This window comes from Aminobacter sp. AP02 (genome assembly GCF_003148805.1).
In the GTDB taxonomy this organism is placed as follows: Bacteria; Pseudomonadota; Alphaproteobacteria; order Rhizobiales; family Rhizobiaceae; genus Aminobacter.
In genome coordinates this window covers 15,805-34,949 of sequence record NZ_QGGX01000027.1, presented here as the reverse complement: position 1 = coordinate 34,949, position 19,145 = coordinate 15,805, and the positions used below count along the sequence as shown (strand labels likewise).

Sequence of the window (19,145 nt, the reverse complement as noted above, 5' to 3'; positions counted from 1 at the left end):
GCCTGGGCGATGCCAACAGGTCGGTTTCCCGGCAAGCCCAAGCCCAGGTGGATGCGATTGTCGGCTCGCGCAACAGCAGCAGGACAATCGCCCGATGACCGGACAAAGACCGACGCTTATCCTTGTCCACGAACCGGAGCGCGCCTGCCGCGACCGGCTGTTGGCAGACGGTTTTTCCCAAAAGGCAGCGACCGAGATTTCATCCTATCTGGCGCAGTCGACCGATCTGGCGCCCGAGTTCGGTGCACTTGCCGACGCCTGCGCGCGACGCGGCCTGGACTTCCGTGCCGTCGAACTGGACGACGCTGCGGTGGCCATGGCGGCATGCGACCGCAAGACGACGCTTGTCTGGACGCTGACTGACGGCATCGCCTATTTTCGTGGCGGTGCAGCCCCTGCCCTCGCCCGACTCAACGGGCTCGCCACCATCGGCGCAGACGACTCGTTGTTTGCGCTATGCCAGGACAAGTTCCGCGCCGGTGCGGTTCTCGCTGCCCTCGGCCTGCCGGTGCCATTGGCCGGGCTGGCGCGCGGCGGAAGGTGGCTGGTCGAGCCACCTGCGTCATCATCGGGCTATTTCGTCAAGCCGAACCGTCTCGGCGCCAAGATCGGCATCTGGAAGGATTCGCGCTGCAGTGTGGCGAACGAAGCACTTGTGCTCGGCCGACGCGTGTTCGACGCCTATCGCGACGACGTCATCGTGCAGCCCTACGTGGCGGGCCGCAACGTGCGGGCAAGTTTCCTGGCGGTCGACATCGATGCCGGACCGCAAGCGCTTGGGATCGTCTTCGTCGATTCAGGGGGTGATTTCCAGACCATGGCCGACAGCATGGCGCTGTATGGCGAAACCGGCTCGGCAGCGAGGGCCGAAGGACGTTATGCAGAGCCGGAACTGGTCGCTGTGGGGTCTCTCCAGCCGCGAGCAGCGGAAAAGATCAGGCAGATCGCGGCCAGGTTGACCACAGGGCTCGGCCTGCGTGATGTCTTCTCGCTCGACTTCCGCGTCGAGGCAGACGACACCGTGTACCTCATCGAATTCGAGGTCTGCCCCGGCCTGCCCTGCTTCGATTTCCGCGACTATTGCCGGACCGAGTGGCGGCTTGGCCTCGCTGACGCGATGGCCGAGACGGCGGCGCGCCGTCTGCTCCGGTAATCTGCTTCCGCGTCAGCTCTGGCGTTCCATGCACACGGACGTATGTCCCGACTGGACAAAGCCGATCTGCTGGGCGGCACCCTTCGACAGGTCGAGCACGCGTCCCTTGATGAACGGGCCGCGGTCGTTGATACGAACGATGACGCTCTTGCCGTTCTTCTGGTTGGTCACCCTGAGCTTGGTGCCAAAAGGAAGCGAACGATGCGCTGCGGTCATGGCCGATGGATTCATGCGCTCGCCCGAAGCGGTCTTCGAGGTCAGCGCGTACCAGGATGCCCTGCCGCATTGTGCCGAGGCTGTACCGGTGGAAGCTAGAAACATCATGCTGGCGGCGAGTGTGGCCGCCGCGATCGCGGGCTTGGCGCTCTTCATCTTTTGGTTAATGCTCCGTTGATTGTACACACGGAGCGGTTTCAACCTAAATGTGGCGGCGAATGGGGCAACCGTCTGGCGGTTCCATGGCAGGCGCACACGTTTGGAGTCTCATGGTAACAGTCTGTTAGACTGCCGAGACTCCAGTCGAAGGAATATTTTCATACTTCTTGATTTGTCGCTCAGCTGATCGACAGGTCAGGCGAATCGCCACATCGGATAAGCTTGCTAGGAATACTCCGTGGTGCTGTGGAAATATACGCATTCAAACGACGTTATGAACATAATCAGCGAAGGCGAGGTGCGCATGAACAGAATTGCCAAAATCGTCGCCGGTGTCGCAATCATCGTCGGGGCTGTCTGGATGTTGCAAGGCGCCGGCTGGCTCGGCGGCAGCTTCATGACCGGACGCACGGAATGGTTCTGGATCGGAATCGTCACCGCGCTCGGCGGTTGCGTCGCCCTGTGGTGGTTGCGGCAAACCAGACGCGGATGACGCACGCTGCAAGGCTCCCTTGCCTCACCGGCGCGCCGCCGTGTCGCCCTTCGTCGTCATTGAACTTATTGCGTTTTCTTGAGATAATGCTGCCAGTGCGAAGAACGCCCGACTGAGGAGTTCAACAGGCACGTACACATAGTCCTCACGGGCGCTCGAGCTTAACTCGAACGTATCCGAAGAGGATTTTTGCCATGGCAACGCTTGAGAAAATGGCCCCCTCGGGCCTGATGCAACACCGGCGCTGGGAGGACATCGCGTCGATGATCCTCGGCGTCGCGATCATTGCCTCGCCGATGCTGCTCGGCAATGCCGGCATGCCCAAAATGGTGGCGGTCACAGCACTTGTGGGTGCGGCCGTCGTGGTGCTCGCCGGCCTCGAGCAGGTCTTCTTGAGGCGCTGGGAGGAGTTCCTGTCGCTGCTGTGCGGCGCCTGGATGATCATCTCGCCATTTTTCTTCCAATATGGCGGCGCGCTGCGCAGCTGGCACATCGGCCTCGGCATCGCAGTGGCGGCACTGGCCATCCTGGAGCTCTGGCAGGATCGCAACCGCAATCTTGAGGCATGATGCAGCGTGAACCTGAATCCGGCTCCCGACACGCTGGAGGGAGCCGGAATTTTATGCCGTGAGGTCAGATGTCCCGGCCCGCCGATCGATGTCGGCCGCCGGGGCGCGACCGCGACCCGGGTGGAACAGGCGAATGACCTTGTCGCGCCACCGGCGCAACCGGTTCTTCGTTCGACGCGCTTCGGCCTTTGCGTGAAGCCGCGCTATTTCCTGATGCAACGCAGTCGCCTCGGCGGAGCGAGCGGCGTTGACGGCAGCGTGTTCAAATTCGAATGCAGCAGAAAGCCGCGCGTTCTCAGTTCGCAGGGCGCGGCTTTCTTGCTCGTGCGCCGAAAGCAACTCGGCTTGCTTTTGTTCCAGATGCCGAATGCGAGCGCCGACGGGCATCAGGCTGACAGTGATATTGCGTGCGCCCTTTTCTCGATCACGGCCCACCACCTGCGGCCAGACGTGCAGATCGGACAGCAAATTGTCGATGGGCAGCGCAGTCGGCTGAAGATTGGCTGCCTTGAACGCCACGTTGATCGAAAGCTGGTCGCGGCGCGAGTAGCGCATGACGTGGGAAGCCCAGATTTCCAGCATCGAGCGAACCCGCGCCGAGCGATGATCTCGAACCAGGATGGCCGACCACCACGGCCGCTCAGTCAGCACTTCGGGACAGCTTAGCGTATAGTGATTCAGCTGCTCGAAAATGCGCGTCGAATCGTCGAAGCCCAGCCGCGCAACCTCGAGGAACTCGTCCAAAACGGTTTCCCGGAAAGAGTGAGGCGGAACAAGGAAGCCCGTCTCGGGCTCAAACAGCTCGAGCAGGCGTTCGGGCGGTTCCTTCAACACCACCGAATTGTCGATGTAGATCGAGCAATCATAATCCGGCAGGTACATATGCGGGCGAATCTTCAGGTCGCGCTGGCTGCGTATCGGGTCCTGGGGAAACACCGGCTCTACTAGACGGCAATCCCAGCTCGCACTTTGCAACGTGGCATCATCAGTCAGACAGACGAACGGCAGCTGAGAACGACAGGCGACGGGTTGCTCGTTGATATCCTCATATCCGCCAAGCAATACAGTATAGACACAGCATTTCATTCAAACACCTTGTCTTTCGACGGCCTTGCCACAACGTAGACGACGCGTGCCGCTATGAAGCAGGATGGCCAGTTCAATGGGGTAGTGTGCTGGCAGTTTGGCGAGGCCGCAAGACGTTGCTCGCAAAGCTATCGGGCCTCGAATGAGGCGTCAGATGAAAGATTCAAGCATTGTCGCGTTCAATGGATGGTTCTGCAGTGTGACGAAGCTGTCGGCACCCAGGCGTCAGATTTCTTGTAGGACGCGTAGGCATCGACCTGCCTGACCAAATCGTAGTGAGCAAAAAGCTGCCTGAACTCGGCGTTTTCACTGAAGAAATCGACAATGTCGAATCCCGGCGACCTCGAGTAACGGAAATCGTCGACGAGGATCATCTCAGGCGGGTTGCAGGTAAAATCTTCGACCGTTTGCTGACGGACGTCTTGTGCCAGACGCTCGAGTTCCGAAGAGAGTTGCCCGTGCTCGTTTTGATACGCGAAAATGGTATGAACCATCCAGAAGGTGAAATGACGAGACGGCCACTTTAGGCCGGCATCTTCGACCATCGGCCAGATACTGGAGGGATTGGCCGTCAGCATGACGACGGTCTTTCCAGGTTTGCTGTCGCTCAGCAGGTCGTTGACCTCCTTCTCCACCAGGTTCTGATGAGGCCCATGGACGAGGCTTGCATAGATGGGCACAAACACAGCTGCGGCCATCGCGACACCAGCCGGCAGCGTCGTGCTTTTCCATCGCAAGCGATGCCAAAGCGTGGCCGTCGCAAACAGGGCCAGCGATGTTGCTGGAATCGAATGGTATCGCCAGCCCTTTTGTTGGGCGAAATACGCCAAACTAAACGCCAGTGCCGCCAATGCCGCAGCAACAGTCAATGAAGTTGCCTCGGACCGCTGCTTCCACAGGGCAAAGGCGCACAGAGCCCACAGGGCAAGATATGGCCGTGCAAACTGGTCGACAAACGTGGTCTCGTATCCCGCATAAGCGAGATTGACCATGGGAACCATCGTTCCGAGAAAATCGGGAGCGAAGACCACAACCGCTACCGCATACAGTGCGCCAATGGATGACAAGACGATCAGCTCTGCTCGCAGCGGCGTCCAGTTGCGGCGCTGCTTCAAGAGCAACCAGATCTCCAGGACCATCGGGACGAGGACGAAATAGTGCTTCAGCGCCAAGCCGGCTCCAGCGATAAGCGCGGCCGCTGCGGCAATCTTCCAATTCGTCGGCAGGCTATCGGCCCGCCTGGCAATCAGCGCGACATATGGAAGAGCACAAATGAGGGCAAGATGCTCGCGCTGCGCGAAGTCAGGCAGCGGAACAATGATTGTCGCCACGAAAGCCGCGACAAGCAGCAATCCGCGCTCACGGGCGGTCCTTTCGGCGAGGAGGGCCGACAGCAGCGCAAGGGCAATGGTAGCCAGCAAAAAAACAGCGGCAATCATCGCTTGCACGGAGGGAATGCCAAATTTCTGAGCCATCGACTCGACGGGAAGCGCCATCCAGAACCATAGCGGCGGATTGAGCTCCAGGATGTCGCGATAAAGTGTGGCACCGCCCAGCAACTGACGCGCGATCCACATCTGCCAAGTTACGTCATGCGACACCGCAATGTCGTTGAGCAGCAAATAGGCCACCAGGATGCCGAGCAAGACAAGCAGTTCCGGCCAGCACTGGGTGGCAAGCATATTGATCGAAGGCGCACTGACCCGTGTCAGTCGTCGGCTCGGAACAAATACGAAGCGGCTCGCCCCGAGATAGAAGGTGAGCGAATAGGCCGCGATGCCGGCAAGATGGGTAAACGGATTGTCGATCAGGCCCGCAGCCCGGGCAGCCAGGACAATCGCCAAGTTGACGCTGTAGGCGACCACGAAGGTCAGAATGTACCTTTGGATGGTGCCGCTGCGATAGCCAGTGGCGCGGTTGAACGTCCAGTTGCGGTTCAGGACAAAGCTCAAGACCAGGCCGGCAGCGAAGCCGGTCGCATTCGACACAACATCGCCGTAACCGAACTGCAGGGCCCCCAGTATGACGGCATAGCCAAGAGCCGTGTTGAGCAGCCCGACGGCTCCAAATCGCAGGATCCGGGGAAGCTCAAGCAGCAACCTTGATCGCGTGGACAAAATATTGCGCTCCGAGCGGAAATCTCGTCATGAAGCGCTCGAGGGGGCGCATTCTGGCGACGATGCGAGGGAAGAAAATTCGATAGACAATCCGGGCTTTGTCGAAGCCGGCTTCGGCCATTCGCTGCCGCAACACGCTGGCACGGATGAGCACCGCGTTCTCGTCGAACGGACAATTTCGAACCGCGTGCAAGGTAAGTGGGTTCAACGGGTTGTGCTCGAACAGAAAGAAGCTGCCACCGACGGCGAGTACGCGGTCGATTTCCTTCAGCAGATCGACATGGAGCTCTTCTGGGATGTGGTGGAAGACGCATGCAGCGAATGCGACATCGAAATGGCCATTGTCGAAGGGAATTGTCACGCCGTCGAAATGTTGGAATCGAGCCTGACCGGGAAACCGTTTCTCGGCAATTTCCAGCGATTGCATGGACGGGTCGAGCAAGGCGATCTGACTGTCAGGGAAGGATTCGCGCATAGGCCCAAGCGAATTGCCAACGCCGGCTCCAAAGTCGAGTATCCGTCGCGGCTTTACGCCTTTCCCATCAAGCGCCTCGGCGATGTCCCGAATCTTGTATCTGGCAAAGAAGTCAGGCTTTTCACCACTGAGTCGAATGCTCGCTGCGTGTTGTTGCTGATATTCGGCAGCGAATTGGTCGAACTCTGCTTCAAGCACGCATGGCCTCCTTCAAACGCGATTGCAAGTCACGAATGTCCAGGTTCTGCCCCTTGGGCATCTCGCCTGAAATGATCTCGTTGACGATGTAGAGTGGCCGACGTTTCGCCTCCATGTACATCCGGCCGAGATATTCACCGAAGATACCAAGGACGAGCAGCTGGACGCTGCCAAGGATGAGGATGATCGCCGCCAGGCTGGTCCATCCCGGCAATACACTGCCGGCCGCCCACGAAAAGATGGTATAGCCGAGCGCCATCAGGCCAAGCACGCCGAACGCCATGCCAAGGTGCGAAGCGAAGCGCAGCGGGGCGACCGAAAAACTTGTCATGGCGTCGACCGCAAGCATGACCATCTTGCGCAGTGGATAATGGGTGGCGCCCGCAAAGCGGCGCTGACGCTGGTACGAGAACGCCGTCTGTCTCAGGCCAATCCAGCTCACCATGCCGCGGATGAAACGATAACGTTCGGGCATCGCATTCAGATGATCCAGCGCACGCCGGTTCATGAGGCGGAAATCGCCCGCGTCGGCGGCTATATCGATTTCTACCATCTTGCGCAGAAGGCGGTAGAAGAGCGACGCGGTGGCGAGCTTGAACCAGCTTTCACCCTCGCGCCCCTGGCGTTGGCCGTAGACGACGTCGAACCCCTCATCCATTTTCGCCATCAGTGCAGCCAGAAGTTCTGGCGGATCCTGAAGATCGGCATCGAGAATGAGGATGCGGTTGCCGACGCAGAATTCCAGGCCGGCGCTGAGCGCGATCTGGTGGCCATAGTTACGCGCAAGGTCCACGCCGACCACGTGAGGATCATTCGCCGCCATCTCGACGATTGCGTTTCGGGTTGCGTCGGTTGAACCGTCATTGACCAAAACAATTTCATAGGCGCTTCCAACCTGCTTCTGGCAGGCATCGGAGACACGCTTGTAAAGCTCGTCAATGCTGTCGATCTCATTGTAGCAAGGAACGACAACAGAGAGAGCGACCTGACGCCTACCAGACAGATTTCCTGCGCCCATCGCCACCATTGCCCCAGCCTGCATGGTACAACCGTAGGTTCAAATAGTAACAAAACAAATAATGAAAACCGGCCTACTCGAGGCAGCAGGATTCAATACTGACCTTGGAAAGTCGACTGGAGACTCGGTGAAGTTATTCGTACCGATAAACTGCTAACTGCTTTCAACGCCCCGTGGGGCGGGTAAATTTCGGGCAACAAAAAAGCCCGGCGAACCGGGCTTTTTTGTAATTTCTCGACAGCTAAAGGCTGTCTGAAAAAGGAAACTGGTGCCCAGAAGAGGACTCGAACCTCCACGCCTCGCGGCACACGGACCTGAACCGTGCGCGTCTACCAATTCCGCCATCTGGGCTGGTGGCGGTGATGTAAGCGGGCGAAGCGACTGTGTCAACGCGCTTTTTCAGCTTTTGCCGACGAATGGCGCGACTGGTCGGAATTGTCGCATTCAAGCATGCCGCATGACGCAGGGGAAGGTGGCATATCGAGGACGGCGAAGGGTAGGGAGCTGCAAATCCGCAGCTCCCCTATCGGCTTACGCCAGCACTTCCTTGGAAGCGACGGTCGAATCAGCGTTGAGCTTGTAGACGATCGGAACGCCGGTTCCGAGTTCGAGCTTGACGATGTCTGGGCCTGAAATGCCTTCAAGCGCCATGATCAGCGCGCGCAGCGAATTGCCGTGCGCTGCGACCAGCACCGTGCCGCCGCGCAGCACGTGCGGCTGCATGTCGTGCATGTAGTAGGGCCACACGCGCGCGCCGGTGTCCTTGAGGCTCTCGCCGCCGGGCGGCGGGGTGTCGTAGGAACGGCGCCAGATATGGACCTGCTCCTCGCCCCATTTGGCGCGGGCATCGTCCTTGTTGAGGCCATTGAGGTCGCCATAATCGCGTTCGTTGAGCGCCTGGTTGCGGATAGTCTTCAGGTCACTCTGGCCGGTAGCATCGAGGATGTACTGGCAGGTCTTTTGCGCGCGCATCAGCGCCGAGGTGAAGGCGATGTCGAACTTCAGTCCGCGCGCCTTGAGCTTCTGGCCGGCGGCCTTGGCTTCGGCGGTGCCCTGTTCGGTCAGGTCGACGTCGCGCCAGCCGGTGAACAGGTTCTTGAGGTTCCATTCGCTCTGGCCGTGACGGACGAGCACGAGAGTTCCGGACATTTTTGCTCCCTAGGGATTGAGAAGATGAGGCTGGTTTCGGTTTGTCAGAGCCCGAGCACGTCGCGCATCGAGTAGAGGCCGGGCTTGCGGCCATGCGCCCACAAGGCCGCCTTGACGGCGCCCCGGGCAAAGATGCTGCGATCTTCGGCCTGATGCGACATGGTGATACGTTCGCCGGTGCCGGCGAGGATGACGGAATGGTCGCCGACGACCGAGCCGCCACGCAGCGTGGCAAATCCGATCGTACCGGTCTCGCGCACGCCTGTGTGGCCGTCGCGGACACGCACGCTCTTCTCGGCCAACGCGATCTTGCGCCCGTGTGCGGCAGCTTCACCGAGAAGCAGTGCCGTACCCGAGGGCGCATCGACCTTGTGGCGGTGGTGCATTTCGAGGATCTCGATGTCGAAATCATCGGGACCGAGCGCCTGGGCGGCCTTTTCGACGAGCACCGCGAGCAAATTGACGCCGAGGCTCATGTTACCCGACTTGACGATGGTTGCGTGGCGCGCGGCGGCGGCAATCCTGGCGTCGTCGTCGGCCGAGCACCCGGTGGTGCCAATGACATGGGCGATGCGCGCCTGGGCGGCGTAGCCCGCGAACTCGACGGTTGCCGCCGGGACAGTGAAATCGAGCACGCCGTCGGCCTTGGCGAAAGCGGCAAGCGGATCATCGGTGATTTCGACATTGATGATGCCGATGCCGGTCAGTTCGCCGGCGTCCTTGCCGAGATGGGGCGAGCCGGTGCGCTCGATGGCGCCGACGACCCGTACGCCCTCCATGGCGTGGACCGTGCGCAACAGCACCTGTCCCATCCGCCCGGCGGCACCCACCACAACAAGACCCATGTCGCTCATTGTCAGCTCCTTGCGGCGCGGTCAAACAGGCAGCCCTGCCGCTGCGCGAAAACTGCGCCCCTCATAAAGCATGACGTGCGATGGGGGAACCGCCTTTTGGAAGGCTACAGGCGCCAGCGCCGGTCGCCAGTTTCGACGCCAAACAGTTCCGGCTTGCGTGCATAGGCGGCAAGCCCGGCAAGGGCCGCCAGCGGGTGGGTGATGACATAGACAGGCATCGAGGCCAACAGCTCGCGATGCGGCGCCTTGTCTTCGAAGGCTTCGCGGAAATTGCCCTGTTTCAGCGCCGGCACGATCTTCTGGGCGATGCCGCCGGTCAAGAAGACGCCACCCTTGCTCTTGAACACCAGCGCGAGGTCGCCAGCGGTGCGGCCAAGGCAGGTGACAAAGATCGAAAGCGCCTCTTGCGCGATGGCATCGCTGCCCGCGAGGGCGGCGGCAGTGACTTCCGCCGGCTGGGTGAGGGCAGGTGTCTTGCCGTCGGCCGCGGCGACGGCGCGATAGGTGTTGACCAGGCCGCGCCCGCACAGGATCTGCTCGCCCGAGATGCGGCCGTCGAGCTTTTCGAGATGCGGAAAGACTTCGAAATCACGCTCGCTGCGCGGGCCGAGATCCATGTGACCGCCTTCGCCGGGCACCGGAATCCAGCGGCCGAGCGCATGGATCAGCCCTGCGACGCCCAGGCCGGTGCCGGGGCCAAGCACCACGCGGCCAGCACCTTCTTCAGGCTCGCCGCCGCCGATCTTTTCCATGTGTTCGTCGCCAAGGGCTACGACGGCCAGCGCCTGGGCCTCGAAATCGTTGAGGACGAGGATGTCGGTGAGCCCGAGCGTCGAAAACATCTGCCGGGGACGGACAACCCAAGGACAATTGGTGAGCGCGATCTCCTCGCCCTCGACCGGGCCGGCGACGGCCAGCACCGCCGAGCGCGGCTTGACCGGTGCGCCGTCGAGGACTGCGAGAATGGCGTCGTCGATCGTGGCATAGCTGGCGGTCTGCACGATGCGCGGCTCGCCGGCGTCCTTGTCGGCGCTCTCGACGATGGCAAAGCGCGCATTGGTGCCGCCGATATCGCCGATCAGGATCGGGAAGGGGAGAGCCTGCGGTTGATCGCTGAGATGTGACATGCCCGGTTTCGTCCCCGCGTCGGCGTTCAGCCGTTCTCTTGGTTTTCCAGCATGATCTCGGCCGTCGCCCGGTTCAACGCCATGGGAATGTCGTAGACGATGGCAAGCCGCATCAATGCCTTCACATCGACGTCATGCGGCATCGGCGTCAGCGGATCAACGAAGAAAATCAAGAGGTCGATCTTGCCCTCGCTGATCAGCGCGCCGATCTGCTGATCGCCGCCGAGCGGACCACTTTTCAACGGCGTCAGGTTGAGGCCGGGGCAGGCCGCCAGCACGCGCTGGCCGGTGGTGCCGGTGGCTACGATGTGGCAGGTCATGAGGAATTCGGAATGAGCGCCGGTGAAGGCGACCATGTCGTCCTTCTTCTCATCATGAGCGATCAGTGCGAGACGCAAGGCTGGTGTCACTCTCGGGGCGCCCGAATAAGTTAAATCGGTTGAAATCCATAGACGGATTTCCGCTCCATTGGAAGCACCACCCCTTGCAGCATCAGTTGTTTGTCGGCCGTGGCCGTGGCAACGGAATGTCCCCCGAAGGCCTGGGTGCGAAAGCATTTGCCGTAGCCGGCACGCCGGGCTGCGAAATGACAGGCTTGCCGGGGGCTACAGCTTCGGGTTCCGGAGCAGCGACAACCGCCGTCGGCGCACCACCTTTGCCGTGATAGGTCACCGCGGCTTCGTTGACGGGCGAGGGCGCATTGAGCACGGCAAGGCATTGCTTGGGCAGGCTGGCCATGGTCATGATGTCGCGCGCCCGGGGCTTGGCCGGTCCGGTTGCCGGACGCCATGGCTCCTCGGTGAACCACCAGGCCAGCGACTTGTCGCAGCCGTCGCCGCGCGGCGTCGGATCCTGCTCCTTGCAGCCCTGCGAGCCCGGCTGGCAGCCGATGCGGACATGGAAATGATAGTCGTGACCCCAGAACGGGCGAACCTTGCGCAGCCACGAGCGGTCGCCGGTGACGGTGTCGCACAGCTTCTTCTTGATGCCGGGATTGACCAGGATGCGCTCGACTTCCGGATAGCTTGCGGCGCGTTCGAGCAGGCGCGTGTGCGCCGGCGTCCAGCGCTTTTCGATGACGCGGTGGGTCTTTTCGTTGACCACCGACACCGCGCTCATGTTCTCGCGCTCGGTCGGCGACAGCCGGCGGTCGGGCATCGGCGTCAGCCAGATGTCAGCGTCGAGGCCGATCTGGTGGGAGGCGTGCCCGGTCAGCATCGGGCCGCCGCGCGGCTGCGAGATGTCACCGACGAGCAGGCCGGGCCAACCGTCCCGGGTAGCTTCGCGGGACAGTTTCTCGATCAGGGCGATCATCTTGGGATGACCCCAGCGCCGGTTGCGCGACAGCCGCATCGCCTGCCAGGTCGGGCCGTCGGTGGCGATGGCGACGCCGCCCGAGAAACAGCCCTTGGAATAGAAGCCATAGGAAGCAGGCGCGGTCGCGGCCGGCAGTTTCTTGCCGCCGAACAGGTCCTTGGCGAGTTCCGAAGCGCTGGCCGACTGGATGTCGAGACCGACGAGACCAAGGGTGGCGGCAGCCATGAGGAGCCGCCCTGCCTTGCCAAGAAATCCGCTGAAAAATGCCGTCATGGAACCCGATCCTCTCGGCCAGCTTGGGCTGCCACGGTTACCGAAAGGTAAATTTTGGCACCCATACCCCGATCATTTCGTCGCTCAGCCCTGCCTGATCGGGCTGCGCCTGTCGCTTTCGCCTTCGCCGCGCCAGCTGCCGTCGGCCCACATGGTGTCCAGCGCCGCGCGATAGTTCGGCAACCGGAATTCGTAGCCCAGCGCCTTGATCGCGGTGTTTGCGACGCGCTTGTTTTCGCCATAGAAGGACCGCGCCATGGGCGAAAGTTGGGCAGTCTCGAAAGGAATTTCGGGAGGTGGCGCAACGCCCATCTTTTCGGCAGCGTAGGCGACGACGTCCTGGGGCGGGGCTGGCTCATCATCGGTGACGTTGAAGACCCCGCCATAGTCGCCATCGGCGAGGAACCACAGCGCGCCCGCGATGTCGTCGACATGGATGCGGTTGAACACCTGATCCTTCTTGATCAGCCGCTTGGCGGTGCCGTTTTCGAGATTGACGAAGGCGTTGCGCCCCGGGCCATAGATGCCCGACAGGCGCAAGATCGCCACCGGGCGCCCCACAGCTTCGCCGAGTTCGTGCCAGGCCTGCTCGGCGTCGAGGCGCATCTGCGAGCGGCCGGGTTTCGGCCGGCAAGCGGCGGTCTCGTCGATCCAGGCACCGCCATAGTCGCCATAGACGCCGACGGTCGAGAGATAGCCGATCCAGCGCAGCAAGGGCGTGGCATGCGCAATCGCCTCGTGGGCGGCGTTCAGCACCGGGTCGCCACCGTCGCCGGGAGCGGCGGAGACAACCAGATGGGTTGTCGTCGCCAATTGCGCCCTGATTTCCGGAGTAAGCTGTCCGTCAAAGACAAGAGGCTCGATGCCGGCTGCTTCGAGACCCGCGAATTTGTCGGGCGAGCGGGTCGTGCCAGCGATGCGAACGCCAGAAGGGCGCATGCGGGCGAATGCCTTGCCGGAGTAGCCGGCGCCGAAGATGAATGTTTTCTGCTCGGTCATGCCTGCGTCCGTGCGGGTTCAGCTTGCGTGACCTGCCACTCGGCAATCACATCTGCTTCGGTTTCCGACTTCAGGGCCAGTTGCGCAAGGGCCGAAAATGTCTTCCTGGAAACAAGCCGCGACAGCGCCCAGACGGCCGCGCCGCGCACCAGGGGCGAGGGGTCGGCGAGCAGGGCCCGGCAAGGCTCGACAAGCGCGGCGTCGGCCGAATTGCCCGATGCAATCAGGACGTTGCGGATAAAGCGGTCTCGGCCGATGCGCTTGACCGGCGAGCCGGAAAAGAAAGTGCGGAAGGTTGCGTCATCGAGTGCCAGAAGCTCGATCAGGCGCGGCTCACGCAGGTCGTCGCGGGCCGCCAGTTTTTGTTCGGACGCGGCCTGGGCGAACTTGTTCCACGGGCAGGCGGCAAGGCAATCGTCGCAGCCATAGATGCGGTTGCCGATCTTTTGGCGGAACTCGAGCGGGATCGGTCCCTTGTTCTCAATGGTGAGGTAGGAAATGCAGCGCCGCGCATCGAGCCGGTAGGGCGCAGGAAACGCGTCGGTGGGGCAAGCGTCGAGGCAGGCGCGGCAGGAGCCGCAATGGTCGATCTCTGCTTCGTCAGGCTCGAGCTCGGCAGTGGTGAAGATGGTGCCCAAGAACAGCCAGGAGCCGAATTCGCGACTGACCAAATTGGTGTGCTTGCCCTGCCAGCCAAGCCCGGCCGCCTCCGCCAGCGGCTTTTCCATCACAGGAGCGGTGTCGACGAACACCTTCACGTCGCCACCGGCGCGGGCGACGATCTTGCCGGCGATCTCCTTCAGCCGGCCCTTCATGACATCGTGATAGTCGCGGTTGCGGGCATAGACCGAGATGGCGGCACAGTCCTTTTGGGATTGGAGGTCGCGCGGATCGCTGTCGGGTCCGTAATTCATCGCCAGGACGATGATCGAGCGGACCTCGGGCCACAGGACGGAGGGCTCGCTGCGGCGCTCCAAGGTCTCGGCAATCCAGCCCATCGAACCATGCAGGCCTTCGTCGACGAACTGGGCGAGGCGGGCAGGGGCCAGCGGAATGGCGTCGGGGCGCGTGACGGCGACGGCGGCGAAGCCGGCGCGCTTGGCTTCGCGCTCGATCAGCTGGCGCAGGGCCGTATCAGAAATCGAGGTCCGCATAGTGCGATGCAGGCGTCAGGCCGCGTACCCGGTCGGCGAGCAACGGCCGGAAGGATGGGCGCGACTTGACCCTGGTGTACCATTCGCGGGCCGAAGAATATTCGCGCCAGTCGATCTCACCGAGATAGTCGAGCACCGAAAGGGCGGCGGCGGCGGCGAGGTCTGCGTAGGTGATGCGCGGGCCAGCGAGCCAGTGGCGCGTGCCAGCGAGCCAGTTGGTGTATTTCATATGCTGGCGAATATTTGCACGCGCAGCACGGATCGCGGCTGAATCGGGCGAGCCGCCACCGGCCGATTCCGGCATATGCGGCTTCAGCACGCGCTCGCGCACCAGATGCCGGGTGACTTCGCTGTCGGTCTTGGTGAGATACCAGTCGGTGAGGCGGCGGATTTCGGCGCGCTCCATCGGGTCCTCGGCGAACAGCCGGCGCTCGCGCTTGAGCACGCCGCGGGTCTCGTCGATGTATTCGGAAATGATCATCGCGCCGACGATCGGCACGTCACCCTCGGCGAGCAGCACCGGCAGCGTTCCCGCCGGATTCAGCGCCAGGAATTCCTTGCGCCGGGTCCACGGCTTCTCCTCGATCAGCGCCAGCTCCTCGCCATACTCGCCGAAAGCCAGACGGACGAAACGGCATGTCGCGAACATTGGGTGGTGGAAAAGCGTCAGCATGGTCCTGCGAAATTTCGTGATCGATGGCGCTCTGGCGAATCGGTTGCCGCGCCGCTAGAGCTTTTGGGCCCGGCGCACCGGGCTCTCGGGGCGACCCGACCTATAGGGTGAGTTCCGCCCTATGACAAGCAATCCCGATTGAACGATCTCGCGGGGACGGAATGGAAAGCCAGACAATCATCGATGCGCTGCTGCTCGGCCTGCTCGAGGGGCTCACCGAGTTCATCCCGGTGTCCTCCACGGGCCACATCCTGCTCGCCGGGCATTTCCTCGGTTTCAACTCGACCGGCAAGACCTTCGAGATCCTGATCCAGCTGGGCGCAATCCTGGCAATCCTGTCTGTCTATTGGGCGCGACTGTGGCGGATGCTGATCGACCTGCCGCGCGACCCTCAGACGCAACGCTTCGTCGCGGGCATCCTGATCGCCTTCCTGCCGGCGGCGGTCATCGGCGCACTGGCGCATGATTTCATCAAGACGGTGCTGTTTGAATCGCCGAAGCTGATCTGCACCATGTTGATCCTCGGCGGCATCGTGCTGCTGTTCCTCGACAAGCTCGACCTCAAGCCGCGTTACGGCGACGTGACCAAGTTTCCGCTGTCGGTCTATCTCAGGATAGGCCTGTTCCAGTGCCTGGCGATGATCCCCGGCACATCGCGCTCGGGTGCAACCATCGTCGGCTCGCTGTTGATGGGCGTGGAAAAGCGCGCGGCGGCCGAATTCTCGTTCTTCCTCGCCATGCCGACCATGGTCGGGGCGTTCGCCTACGACCTCTACAAGAACCGCGAGATCCTCTCGGCGGCCGACCTGCCGGTGATCGGCATCGGCTTCATCGCCGCGTTCGTGACCGCGTTGTTCGTGGTGCGGCACCTGCTCGATTACGTCTCGCGCAACGGTTATGCGCTGTTTGGCTGGTGGCGCCTGCTCGTCGGCGGCGTCGGGTTGATCGCACTTCTGGCCTGGGGCTGGTAGCCCGTTTGCTGGCGGCGCATGACGCGATCCCAAGACCGGATCTCGCAGTCCGGGTTCATGCCTTGCGCGCGCCCTTTGCCCCGCCATTGGCCGCCACCCAGATGACGTGGCGGGCGCCGCTGCCCTTGGTGCTGGCGCGAACCTTGACCTCGCCGGTGACAAAGCCGCTCTCGTGCAGGCGCCGCGAGAACGATTTGTCGGGGCCCTGCGACCAGACCGTCAACACACCGCCCGGCTTCAGCGCGGTCTTGGCGGCGTAAAGGCCGGTGTAGTTGTAGAGGCTGTCATTGGCATCGCGCGACAGACCCTCGGGGCCGTTGTCGACGTCGAGCAGGATGGCGTCATAAGCACCGGCGCCGTCTCGGATAAGCTTACCGACATCGCCCACCACCACCTCGACGCGCGGGTCGTCGAGACTGGCAAAGGACAGTTCGGCCATCGGTCCGCGCGCCCACTCCACCACCTCCGGCAGCAGTTCGGCAACGACGATACGGGCGTCCTTGCCGAACAGGGCAAGAGCGGCGCGCAGTGTAAAGCCCATGCCGAGCCCACCGATCAGGATCTTCGGCTTCGAACGGCCGCCGATACGGTCGTGGGCGAGCTTCGCCAACGCCTCCTCGGAGCCGCTGAGGCGACTGTTCATCAGCTCGTTGGAGCCGAGCATGATCGAGAACTCGCTGCCGCGCTGCTTGAGACGCAGTTCGCCGCCGCCCGGAATCTTAGCGGTGTCGAGTACGATCCAGGGAATCATCGGCGTGGCCTTCTGCGCGGGACGTTATCGCAGGCTCCCTAACATGACGCTCCACGATCGCCCACCGCAATGAAGCTTAGACCTTCTCCCAGCCGTCATGTTCGCCGGCGCGGAAGATGGCGTCGATGACCTTCTGGTTGAGCACCGACTCCTCGAGTGAAAACACATGCTCCTTGCCGCCTTGTGCCGCGCGGACAAAGGTTTCGACTTCGAGCCGGTACTGCTGCGCGCCGGGGAAGCGGAACACCGTCGCCTCGTTGTGGCCGGCATTGTGCAGCTCGACGCGATGATGGTCGTAGAGCCCGGCATTGAACGGCGAGTGGATTTCGATGAAACCCTTGTCGCCGTGGAAGACCATCAGTTGGCGGTTGGCGAGTTGCGTCGAGAGGTAGAAGGACAGCTCGAAGTCACCGAAATCGGCGCGAACGCTGGAATAGATATCGGTGCCGAATTTCTTGTCGCGCTCGATGCTTGCCTGCACCCGCACCGGCTCCTTGCCTGTCGAAAACCGTGTCGTCACAGTCGGATATACACCAATGTCGGGCAGGGCGCCGCCGCCGAGATCAAGCTGGTTGCGCATGTTGTTGGGATCGACGTTGTAGTAGGAAAACGCACCCTGGACATGCTTGAGCTTGCCGATGGCGCCCGACGCGATCAGATCGCGTACCTTGAGCCATTGAGGGTGGTAGGTGACCATGAAGGCTTCGGAGACGACGACTTTCTTGCGGTCGCGGATGGCGATCAGCGGGGCGATGTCGTCCGCCTTGAGCGCCAGCGGCTTTTCGACCAGCACGTGCTTGCCGGCTTCGGCCGCCTTGGCCGCCCATTCGAGATGCTGCGAGGTCGGCAGCGGGATATAGACCCCGTCGACCGCATCTGACGCGAGCAACTCGTCATAGGAACCGAAGGCGTGGCGCGCACCGAAACGGTCGGCCAGCGCCTTGGCCTTGGCAACGTCGCGACTGGCGATGGCCGCAACCACGCCATTGTCGGAATCGGCGATCGCCGGCAGCAGCTGCTCACGGCCGATCTTGGCTGTCGAAAGTACGCCCCAACGAAACATCTCGCCTCCGGAACTGAAATTCGGCCCTGGCGGCCGCCAACCCGAACTGTGCGCAAAAGGGGCGTAAAATGCCAGCGGAGATTGGCACGCTCAGGCACGCCGGGCGGCGAAATTCATCTCGAAATCGACGATGTTGGAATAGATCGGTGTACCCACATCCATGCCGTAACGCGAGCGCAGCACCTTGCCGCTGACGTGAAAGCGAAGTTGCCCGTTCTTCAGGCCGTGCAGCTCTGCCTGAAACTTTTCGGTGGAAGTGCGGCCGCGCGCGGTCAATTGCCCCGTGACAACAGCCGAATTGTCGCCGGTGCGCTGTACCGAGGTCGAGCGGAAGGTGATCTGGCGCGAATTTGCGGCGTCGAAGACTGCATCCGACTTCAGGAACGCGTCGACGCGGCCTTGGCCGGTACCGACGCTATCGGGATAGATGGTGATGTCGACCTTCGAACGGCCAATATCGCCGCCGTCAATGCTGATGCTGCCCGAGAAGCGGCCAAAAGCACCGTTCAGCCCGCCGCCACCGGCCTTGCCGATGACAAAGCGAATGCTCGAGCCATTGGCCGAGATGGCATATCGCCCGGCAGCCTCCGAAAGCGCCACCGCCGAGGCGGTACCGCCGATCAGACCAAGGGCTAGGAAGCTTGTAACGCCAAGAACACGCAAAGACATCTCATCGTACTCCCTGATGGCGCGGCTCGCTGGCCACGCACGGAAACAACGAATCGGCGGCGGCAGCTATTCCGGCTTTCCTGCGCGGTTTGCGACAAAGGGCGAAATCATCCTGACCAGAACCACATCGCGCAGCCAGAAATGGTGGCGAAAGGCCGCCAAAATGTGCAGCACAACCAGGGCAATGGCGGCGTAGGCCAGCCATTTGTGGCTGAAGATCCAGAAATTCTCGGCCTGTTCGGAAACGCCAAGCGGCAAATTGGGCATGACGAACAGGTTGAAGGGCATGGACGGGATCTCCAGCACCGATACCGAAACCAGCGCCCAACCCGACAGCGGGACCACAAGCTGCGCCGCATAGAGGGCCAGATGCACCGACGGGGCCGCCCGGCGCTCCATCGCTCCGACCTCTTCGGGCAATCCAGGGCTGGCATTGCCAAGCCGCCAGCCGATGCGGATGAGAACCAACCCGAGCAGCAGGAAGCCGAAGGATTTATGCAGCTGGATCAACTCGAAAGAGGTGCGCTGGCTGGCGATTCGGACCATGGCCCAGCCGAGCACGAACTGGCCGATAAAGATCAGCCCGATCAGCCAATGAAGGACGATCGCGGCCCAGCCGTAACGCGTGGTCGTGTTGCGCAGCATGGAAGACATCTCCAAT

General features: G+C 62.0%; 21 protein-coding genes, 1 tRNA gene and 1 pseudogene. 4 read left to right on the top strand and 19 right to left on the bottom strand.

Annotation, left to right across the window (positions count from 1 at the left end; genetic code table 11):
- Positions 1-94 precede the first annotated feature (94 nt).
- Positions 95-1,153 (top strand): D-alanine:D-lactate ligase-like protein, encoded by a 1,059-nt coding sequence (locus C8K44_RS24445; protein WP_109578383.1) that lies wholly within the window; start codon positions 95-97, stop codon positions 1,151-1,153.
- Between the two features lie 12 nt (positions 1,154-1,165).
- On the opposite strand, the gene C8K44_RS24440 is transcribed toward C8K44_RS24445, so the two are convergent.
- The gene (locus tag C8K44_RS24440; protein WP_109578382.1) at positions 1,166-1,525 is read right to left on the bottom strand and encodes a septal ring lytic transglycosylase RlpA family protein; all 360 of its coding nucleotides are present in this window, start codon (positions 1,523-1,525) and stop codon (positions 1,166-1,168) included.
- A gap of 241 nt (positions 1,526-1,766) precedes the next feature.
- On the opposite strand from C8K44_RS24440, the gene C8K44_RS24435 reads away from it, so the two are divergent.
- Together C8K44_RS24435 and C8K44_RS24430 are read left to right on the top strand one after the other, a co-directional pair.
- Complete coding sequence (locus C8K44_RS24435) at positions 1,767-2,021, top strand: hypothetical protein (protein WP_245417611.1); 255 nt, start codon at positions 1,767-1,769, stop codon at positions 2,019-2,021.
- A gap of 194 nt (positions 2,022-2,215) precedes the next feature.
- Positions 2,216-2,590 carry a hypothetical protein gene (locus C8K44_RS24430; protein WP_245417610.1) on the top strand — a complete coding sequence of 125 codons (375 nt, stop codon included), beginning with the start codon at positions 2,216-2,218 and terminating at the stop codon, positions 2,588-2,590.
- Between the two features lie 51 nt (positions 2,591-2,641).
- On the opposite strand, the gene C8K44_RS24425 is transcribed toward C8K44_RS24430, so the two are convergent.
- The 14 genes and pseudogenes from C8K44_RS24425 to C8K44_RS24365 form a co-directional block, all read right to left on the bottom strand.
- On the bottom strand, positions 2,642-3,676 hold the full coding sequence (locus C8K44_RS24425; RefSeq protein ID WP_109578381.1) for a glycosyltransferase domain-containing protein: 1,035 nt from the start codon (positions 3,674-3,676) through the stop codon (positions 2,642-2,644).
- Positions 3,677-3,855: 179 nt separating this feature from the next.
- Positions 3,856-5,358 carry a hypothetical protein gene (locus tag C8K44_RS24420; protein ID WP_245417614.1) on the bottom strand — a complete coding sequence of 501 codons (1,503 nt, stop codon included), beginning with the start codon at positions 5,356-5,358 and terminating at the stop codon, positions 3,856-3,858.
- 105 nt (positions 5,359-5,463) lie between these two features.
- Positions 5,464-5,775: pseudogene (locus C8K44_RS28010) on the bottom strand (GtrA family protein); the annotation flags it as partial.
- Complete coding sequence (locus C8K44_RS24415) at positions 5,765-6,466, bottom strand: class I SAM-dependent methyltransferase (RefSeq protein ID WP_109578379.1); 702 nt, start codon at positions 6,464-6,466, stop codon at positions 5,765-5,767. The gene C8K44_RS24415 and the pseudogene C8K44_RS28010, both read right to left, overlap by 11 nt.
- Positions 6,459-7,484, bottom strand: a complete 1,026-nt coding sequence (locus C8K44_RS24410) for a glycosyltransferase family 2 protein (protein ID WP_109578378.1) — start codon at positions 7,482-7,484, stop codon at positions 6,459-6,461. The genes C8K44_RS24415 and C8K44_RS24410 overlap by 8 nt, the downstream gene beginning before the upstream one ends.
- Before the next feature lie 266 nt (positions 7,485-7,750).
- Positions 7,751-7,835: transfer RNA gene (locus C8K44_RS24405), tRNA-Leu, on the bottom strand.
- Positions 7,836-8,015: 180 nt separating this feature from the next.
- Entirely contained in the window at positions 8,016-8,633 is a 618-nt protein-coding gene (locus C8K44_RS24400; protein ID WP_109578377.1) for a 2,3-bisphosphoglycerate-dependent phosphoglycerate mutase, read from the bottom strand.
- A gap of 44 nt (positions 8,634-8,677) precedes the next feature.
- Entirely contained in the window at positions 8,678-9,487 is an 810-nt protein-coding gene (gene dapB / locus C8K44_RS24395) for a 4-hydroxy-tetrahydrodipicolinate reductase (protein WP_109578376.1), read from the bottom strand.
- Positions 9,488-9,591: 104 nt separating this feature from the next.
- Positions 9,592-10,614, bottom strand: coding sequence for a glucokinase (locus C8K44_RS24390; RefSeq protein WP_109578375.1), 1,023 nt, complete (start codon positions 10,612-10,614; stop codon positions 9,592-9,594).
- Between the two features lie 26 nt (positions 10,615-10,640).
- Complete coding sequence (locus tag C8K44_RS28005; protein ID WP_281063010.1) at positions 10,641-11,024, bottom strand: methylglyoxal synthase; 384 nt, start codon at positions 11,022-11,024, stop codon at positions 10,641-10,643.
- An 82-nt stretch (positions 11,025-11,106) separates the two neighbouring features.
- Positions 11,107-12,204: a penicillin-insensitive murein endopeptidase gene (gene mepA, locus C8K44_RS24380; protein WP_109578373.1), complete on the bottom strand. Its 1,098-nt coding sequence runs from the start codon at positions 12,202-12,204 to the stop codon at positions 11,107-11,109.
- Between the two features lie 84 nt (positions 12,205-12,288).
- Positions 12,289-13,203, bottom strand: coding sequence for an SDR family oxidoreductase (locus C8K44_RS24375; RefSeq protein WP_109578372.1), 915 nt, complete (start codon positions 13,201-13,203; stop codon positions 12,289-12,291).
- Positions 13,200-14,357, bottom strand: coding sequence for a tRNA epoxyqueuosine(34) reductase QueG (gene queG / locus C8K44_RS24370; RefSeq protein WP_109578371.1), 1,158 nt, complete (start codon positions 14,355-14,357; stop codon positions 13,200-13,202). Before queG ends, C8K44_RS24375 begins: the two co-directional genes overlap by 4 nt.
- Positions 14,338-15,030, bottom strand: coding sequence for a glutathione S-transferase family protein (locus C8K44_RS24365; protein WP_109578370.1), 693 nt, complete (start codon positions 15,028-15,030; stop codon positions 14,338-14,340). The genes queG and C8K44_RS24365 overlap by 20 nt, the downstream gene beginning before the upstream one ends.
- Positions 15,031-15,191: 161 nt before the next feature.
- On the opposite strand from C8K44_RS24365, the gene C8K44_RS24360 reads away from it, so the two are divergent.
- The gene (locus C8K44_RS24360) at positions 15,192-16,001 is read left to right on the top strand and encodes an undecaprenyl-diphosphate phosphatase (RefSeq protein ID WP_109578369.1); all 810 of its coding nucleotides are present in this window, start codon (positions 15,192-15,194) and stop codon (positions 15,999-16,001) included.
- Between the two features lie 55 nt (positions 16,002-16,056).
- Here the strand turns inward: C8K44_RS24360 and C8K44_RS24355 are convergent, their stop codons facing one another.
- From C8K44_RS24355 to C8K44_RS24340, 4 genes are all read right to left on the bottom strand, one after another.
- Positions 16,057-16,752, bottom strand: coding sequence for a spermidine synthase (locus C8K44_RS24355; protein ID WP_109578368.1), 696 nt, complete (start codon positions 16,750-16,752; stop codon positions 16,057-16,059).
- A 76-nt stretch (positions 16,753-16,828) separates the two neighbouring features.
- The gene (locus C8K44_RS24350) at positions 16,829-17,815 is read right to left on the bottom strand and encodes a Gfo/Idh/MocA family oxidoreductase (RefSeq protein ID WP_109578367.1); all 987 of its coding nucleotides are present in this window, start codon (positions 17,813-17,815) and stop codon (positions 16,829-16,831) included.
- Positions 17,816-17,905: 90 nt separating this feature from the next.
- Positions 17,906-18,484 (bottom strand): YceI family protein, encoded by a 579-nt coding sequence (locus C8K44_RS24345; RefSeq protein WP_109578366.1) that lies wholly within the window; start codon positions 18,482-18,484, stop codon positions 17,906-17,908.
- A 66-nt stretch (positions 18,485-18,550) separates the two neighbouring features.
- Positions 18,551-19,138, bottom strand: coding sequence for a cytochrome b (locus tag C8K44_RS24340; RefSeq protein ID WP_109578365.1), 588 nt, complete (start codon positions 19,136-19,138; stop codon positions 18,551-18,553).
- Positions 19,139-19,145: the final 7 nt, after the last annotated feature.

What these genes read in the sequence shown, in the direction of transcription:
- C8K44_RS24445 (WP_109578383.1), top strand. Translation starts at nt 95, where the DNA reads ATGACCGGACAAAGACCGACGCTTATCCTTGTCCACGAACCGGAGCGC.
- C8K44_RS24440 (WP_109578382.1), bottom strand. Translation starts at nt 1,525, where the DNA reads ATGAAGAGCGCCAAGCCCGCGATCGCGGCGGCCACACTCGCCGCCAGC.
- C8K44_RS24430 (WP_245417610.1), top strand. Translation starts at nt 2,216, where the DNA reads ATGGCAACGCTTGAGAAAATGGCCCCCTCGGGCCTGATGCAACACCGG.
- C8K44_RS24425 (WP_109578381.1), bottom strand. Translation starts at nt 3,676, where the DNA reads ATGAAATGCTGTGTCTATACTGTATTGCTTGGCGGATATGAGGATATC.
- C8K44_RS24420 (WP_245417614.1), bottom strand. Translation starts at nt 5,358, where the DNA reads ATGCTTGCCACCCAGTGCTGGCCGGAACTGCTTGTCTTGCTCGGCATC.
- C8K44_RS24410 (WP_109578378.1), bottom strand. Translation starts at nt 7,484, where the DNA reads ATGGGCGCAGGAAATCTGTCTGGTAGGCGTCAGGTCGCTCTCTCTGTT.
- C8K44_RS24400 (WP_109578377.1), bottom strand. Translation starts at nt 8,633, where the DNA reads ATGTCCGGAACTCTCGTGCTCGTCCGTCACGGCCAGAGCGAATGGAAC.
- dapB (WP_109578376.1), bottom strand. Translation starts at nt 9,487, where the DNA reads ATGAGCGACATGGGTCTTGTTGTGGTGGGTGCCGCCGGGCGGATGGGA.
- C8K44_RS24390 (WP_109578375.1), bottom strand. Translation starts at nt 10,614, where the DNA reads ATGTCACATCTCAGCGATCAACCGCAGGCTCTCCCCTTCCCGATCCTG.
- mepA (WP_109578373.1), bottom strand. Translation starts at nt 12,204, where the DNA reads ATGACGGCATTTTTCAGCGGATTTCTTGGCAAGGCAGGGCGGCTCCTC.
- C8K44_RS24375 (WP_109578372.1), bottom strand. Translation starts at nt 13,203, where the DNA reads ATGACCGAGCAGAAAACATTCATCTTCGGCGCCGGCTACTCCGGCAAG.
- queG (WP_109578371.1), bottom strand. Translation starts at nt 14,357, where the DNA reads ATGCGGACCTCGATTTCTGATACGGCCCTGCGCCAGCTGATCGAGCGC.
- C8K44_RS24365 (WP_109578370.1), bottom strand. Translation starts at nt 15,030, where the DNA reads ATGCTGACGCTTTTCCACCACCCAATGTTCGCGACATGCCGTTTCGTC.
- C8K44_RS24360 (WP_109578369.1), top strand. Translation starts at nt 15,192, where the DNA reads ATGGAAAGCCAGACAATCATCGATGCGCTGCTGCTCGGCCTGCTCGAG.
- C8K44_RS24355 (WP_109578368.1), bottom strand. Translation starts at nt 16,752, where the DNA reads ATGATTCCCTGGATCGTACTCGACACCGCTAAGATTCCGGGCGGCGGC.
- C8K44_RS24350 (WP_109578367.1), bottom strand. Translation starts at nt 17,815, where the DNA reads ATGTTTCGTTGGGGCGTACTTTCGACAGCCAAGATCGGCCGTGAGCAG.
- C8K44_RS24345 (WP_109578366.1), bottom strand. Translation starts at nt 18,484, where the DNA reads ATGTCTTTGCGTGTTCTTGGCGTTACAAGCTTCCTAGCCCTTGGTCTG.
- C8K44_RS24340 (WP_109578365.1), bottom strand. Translation starts at nt 19,138, where the DNA reads ATGTCTTCCATGCTGCGCAACACGACCACGCGTTACGGCTGGGCCGCG.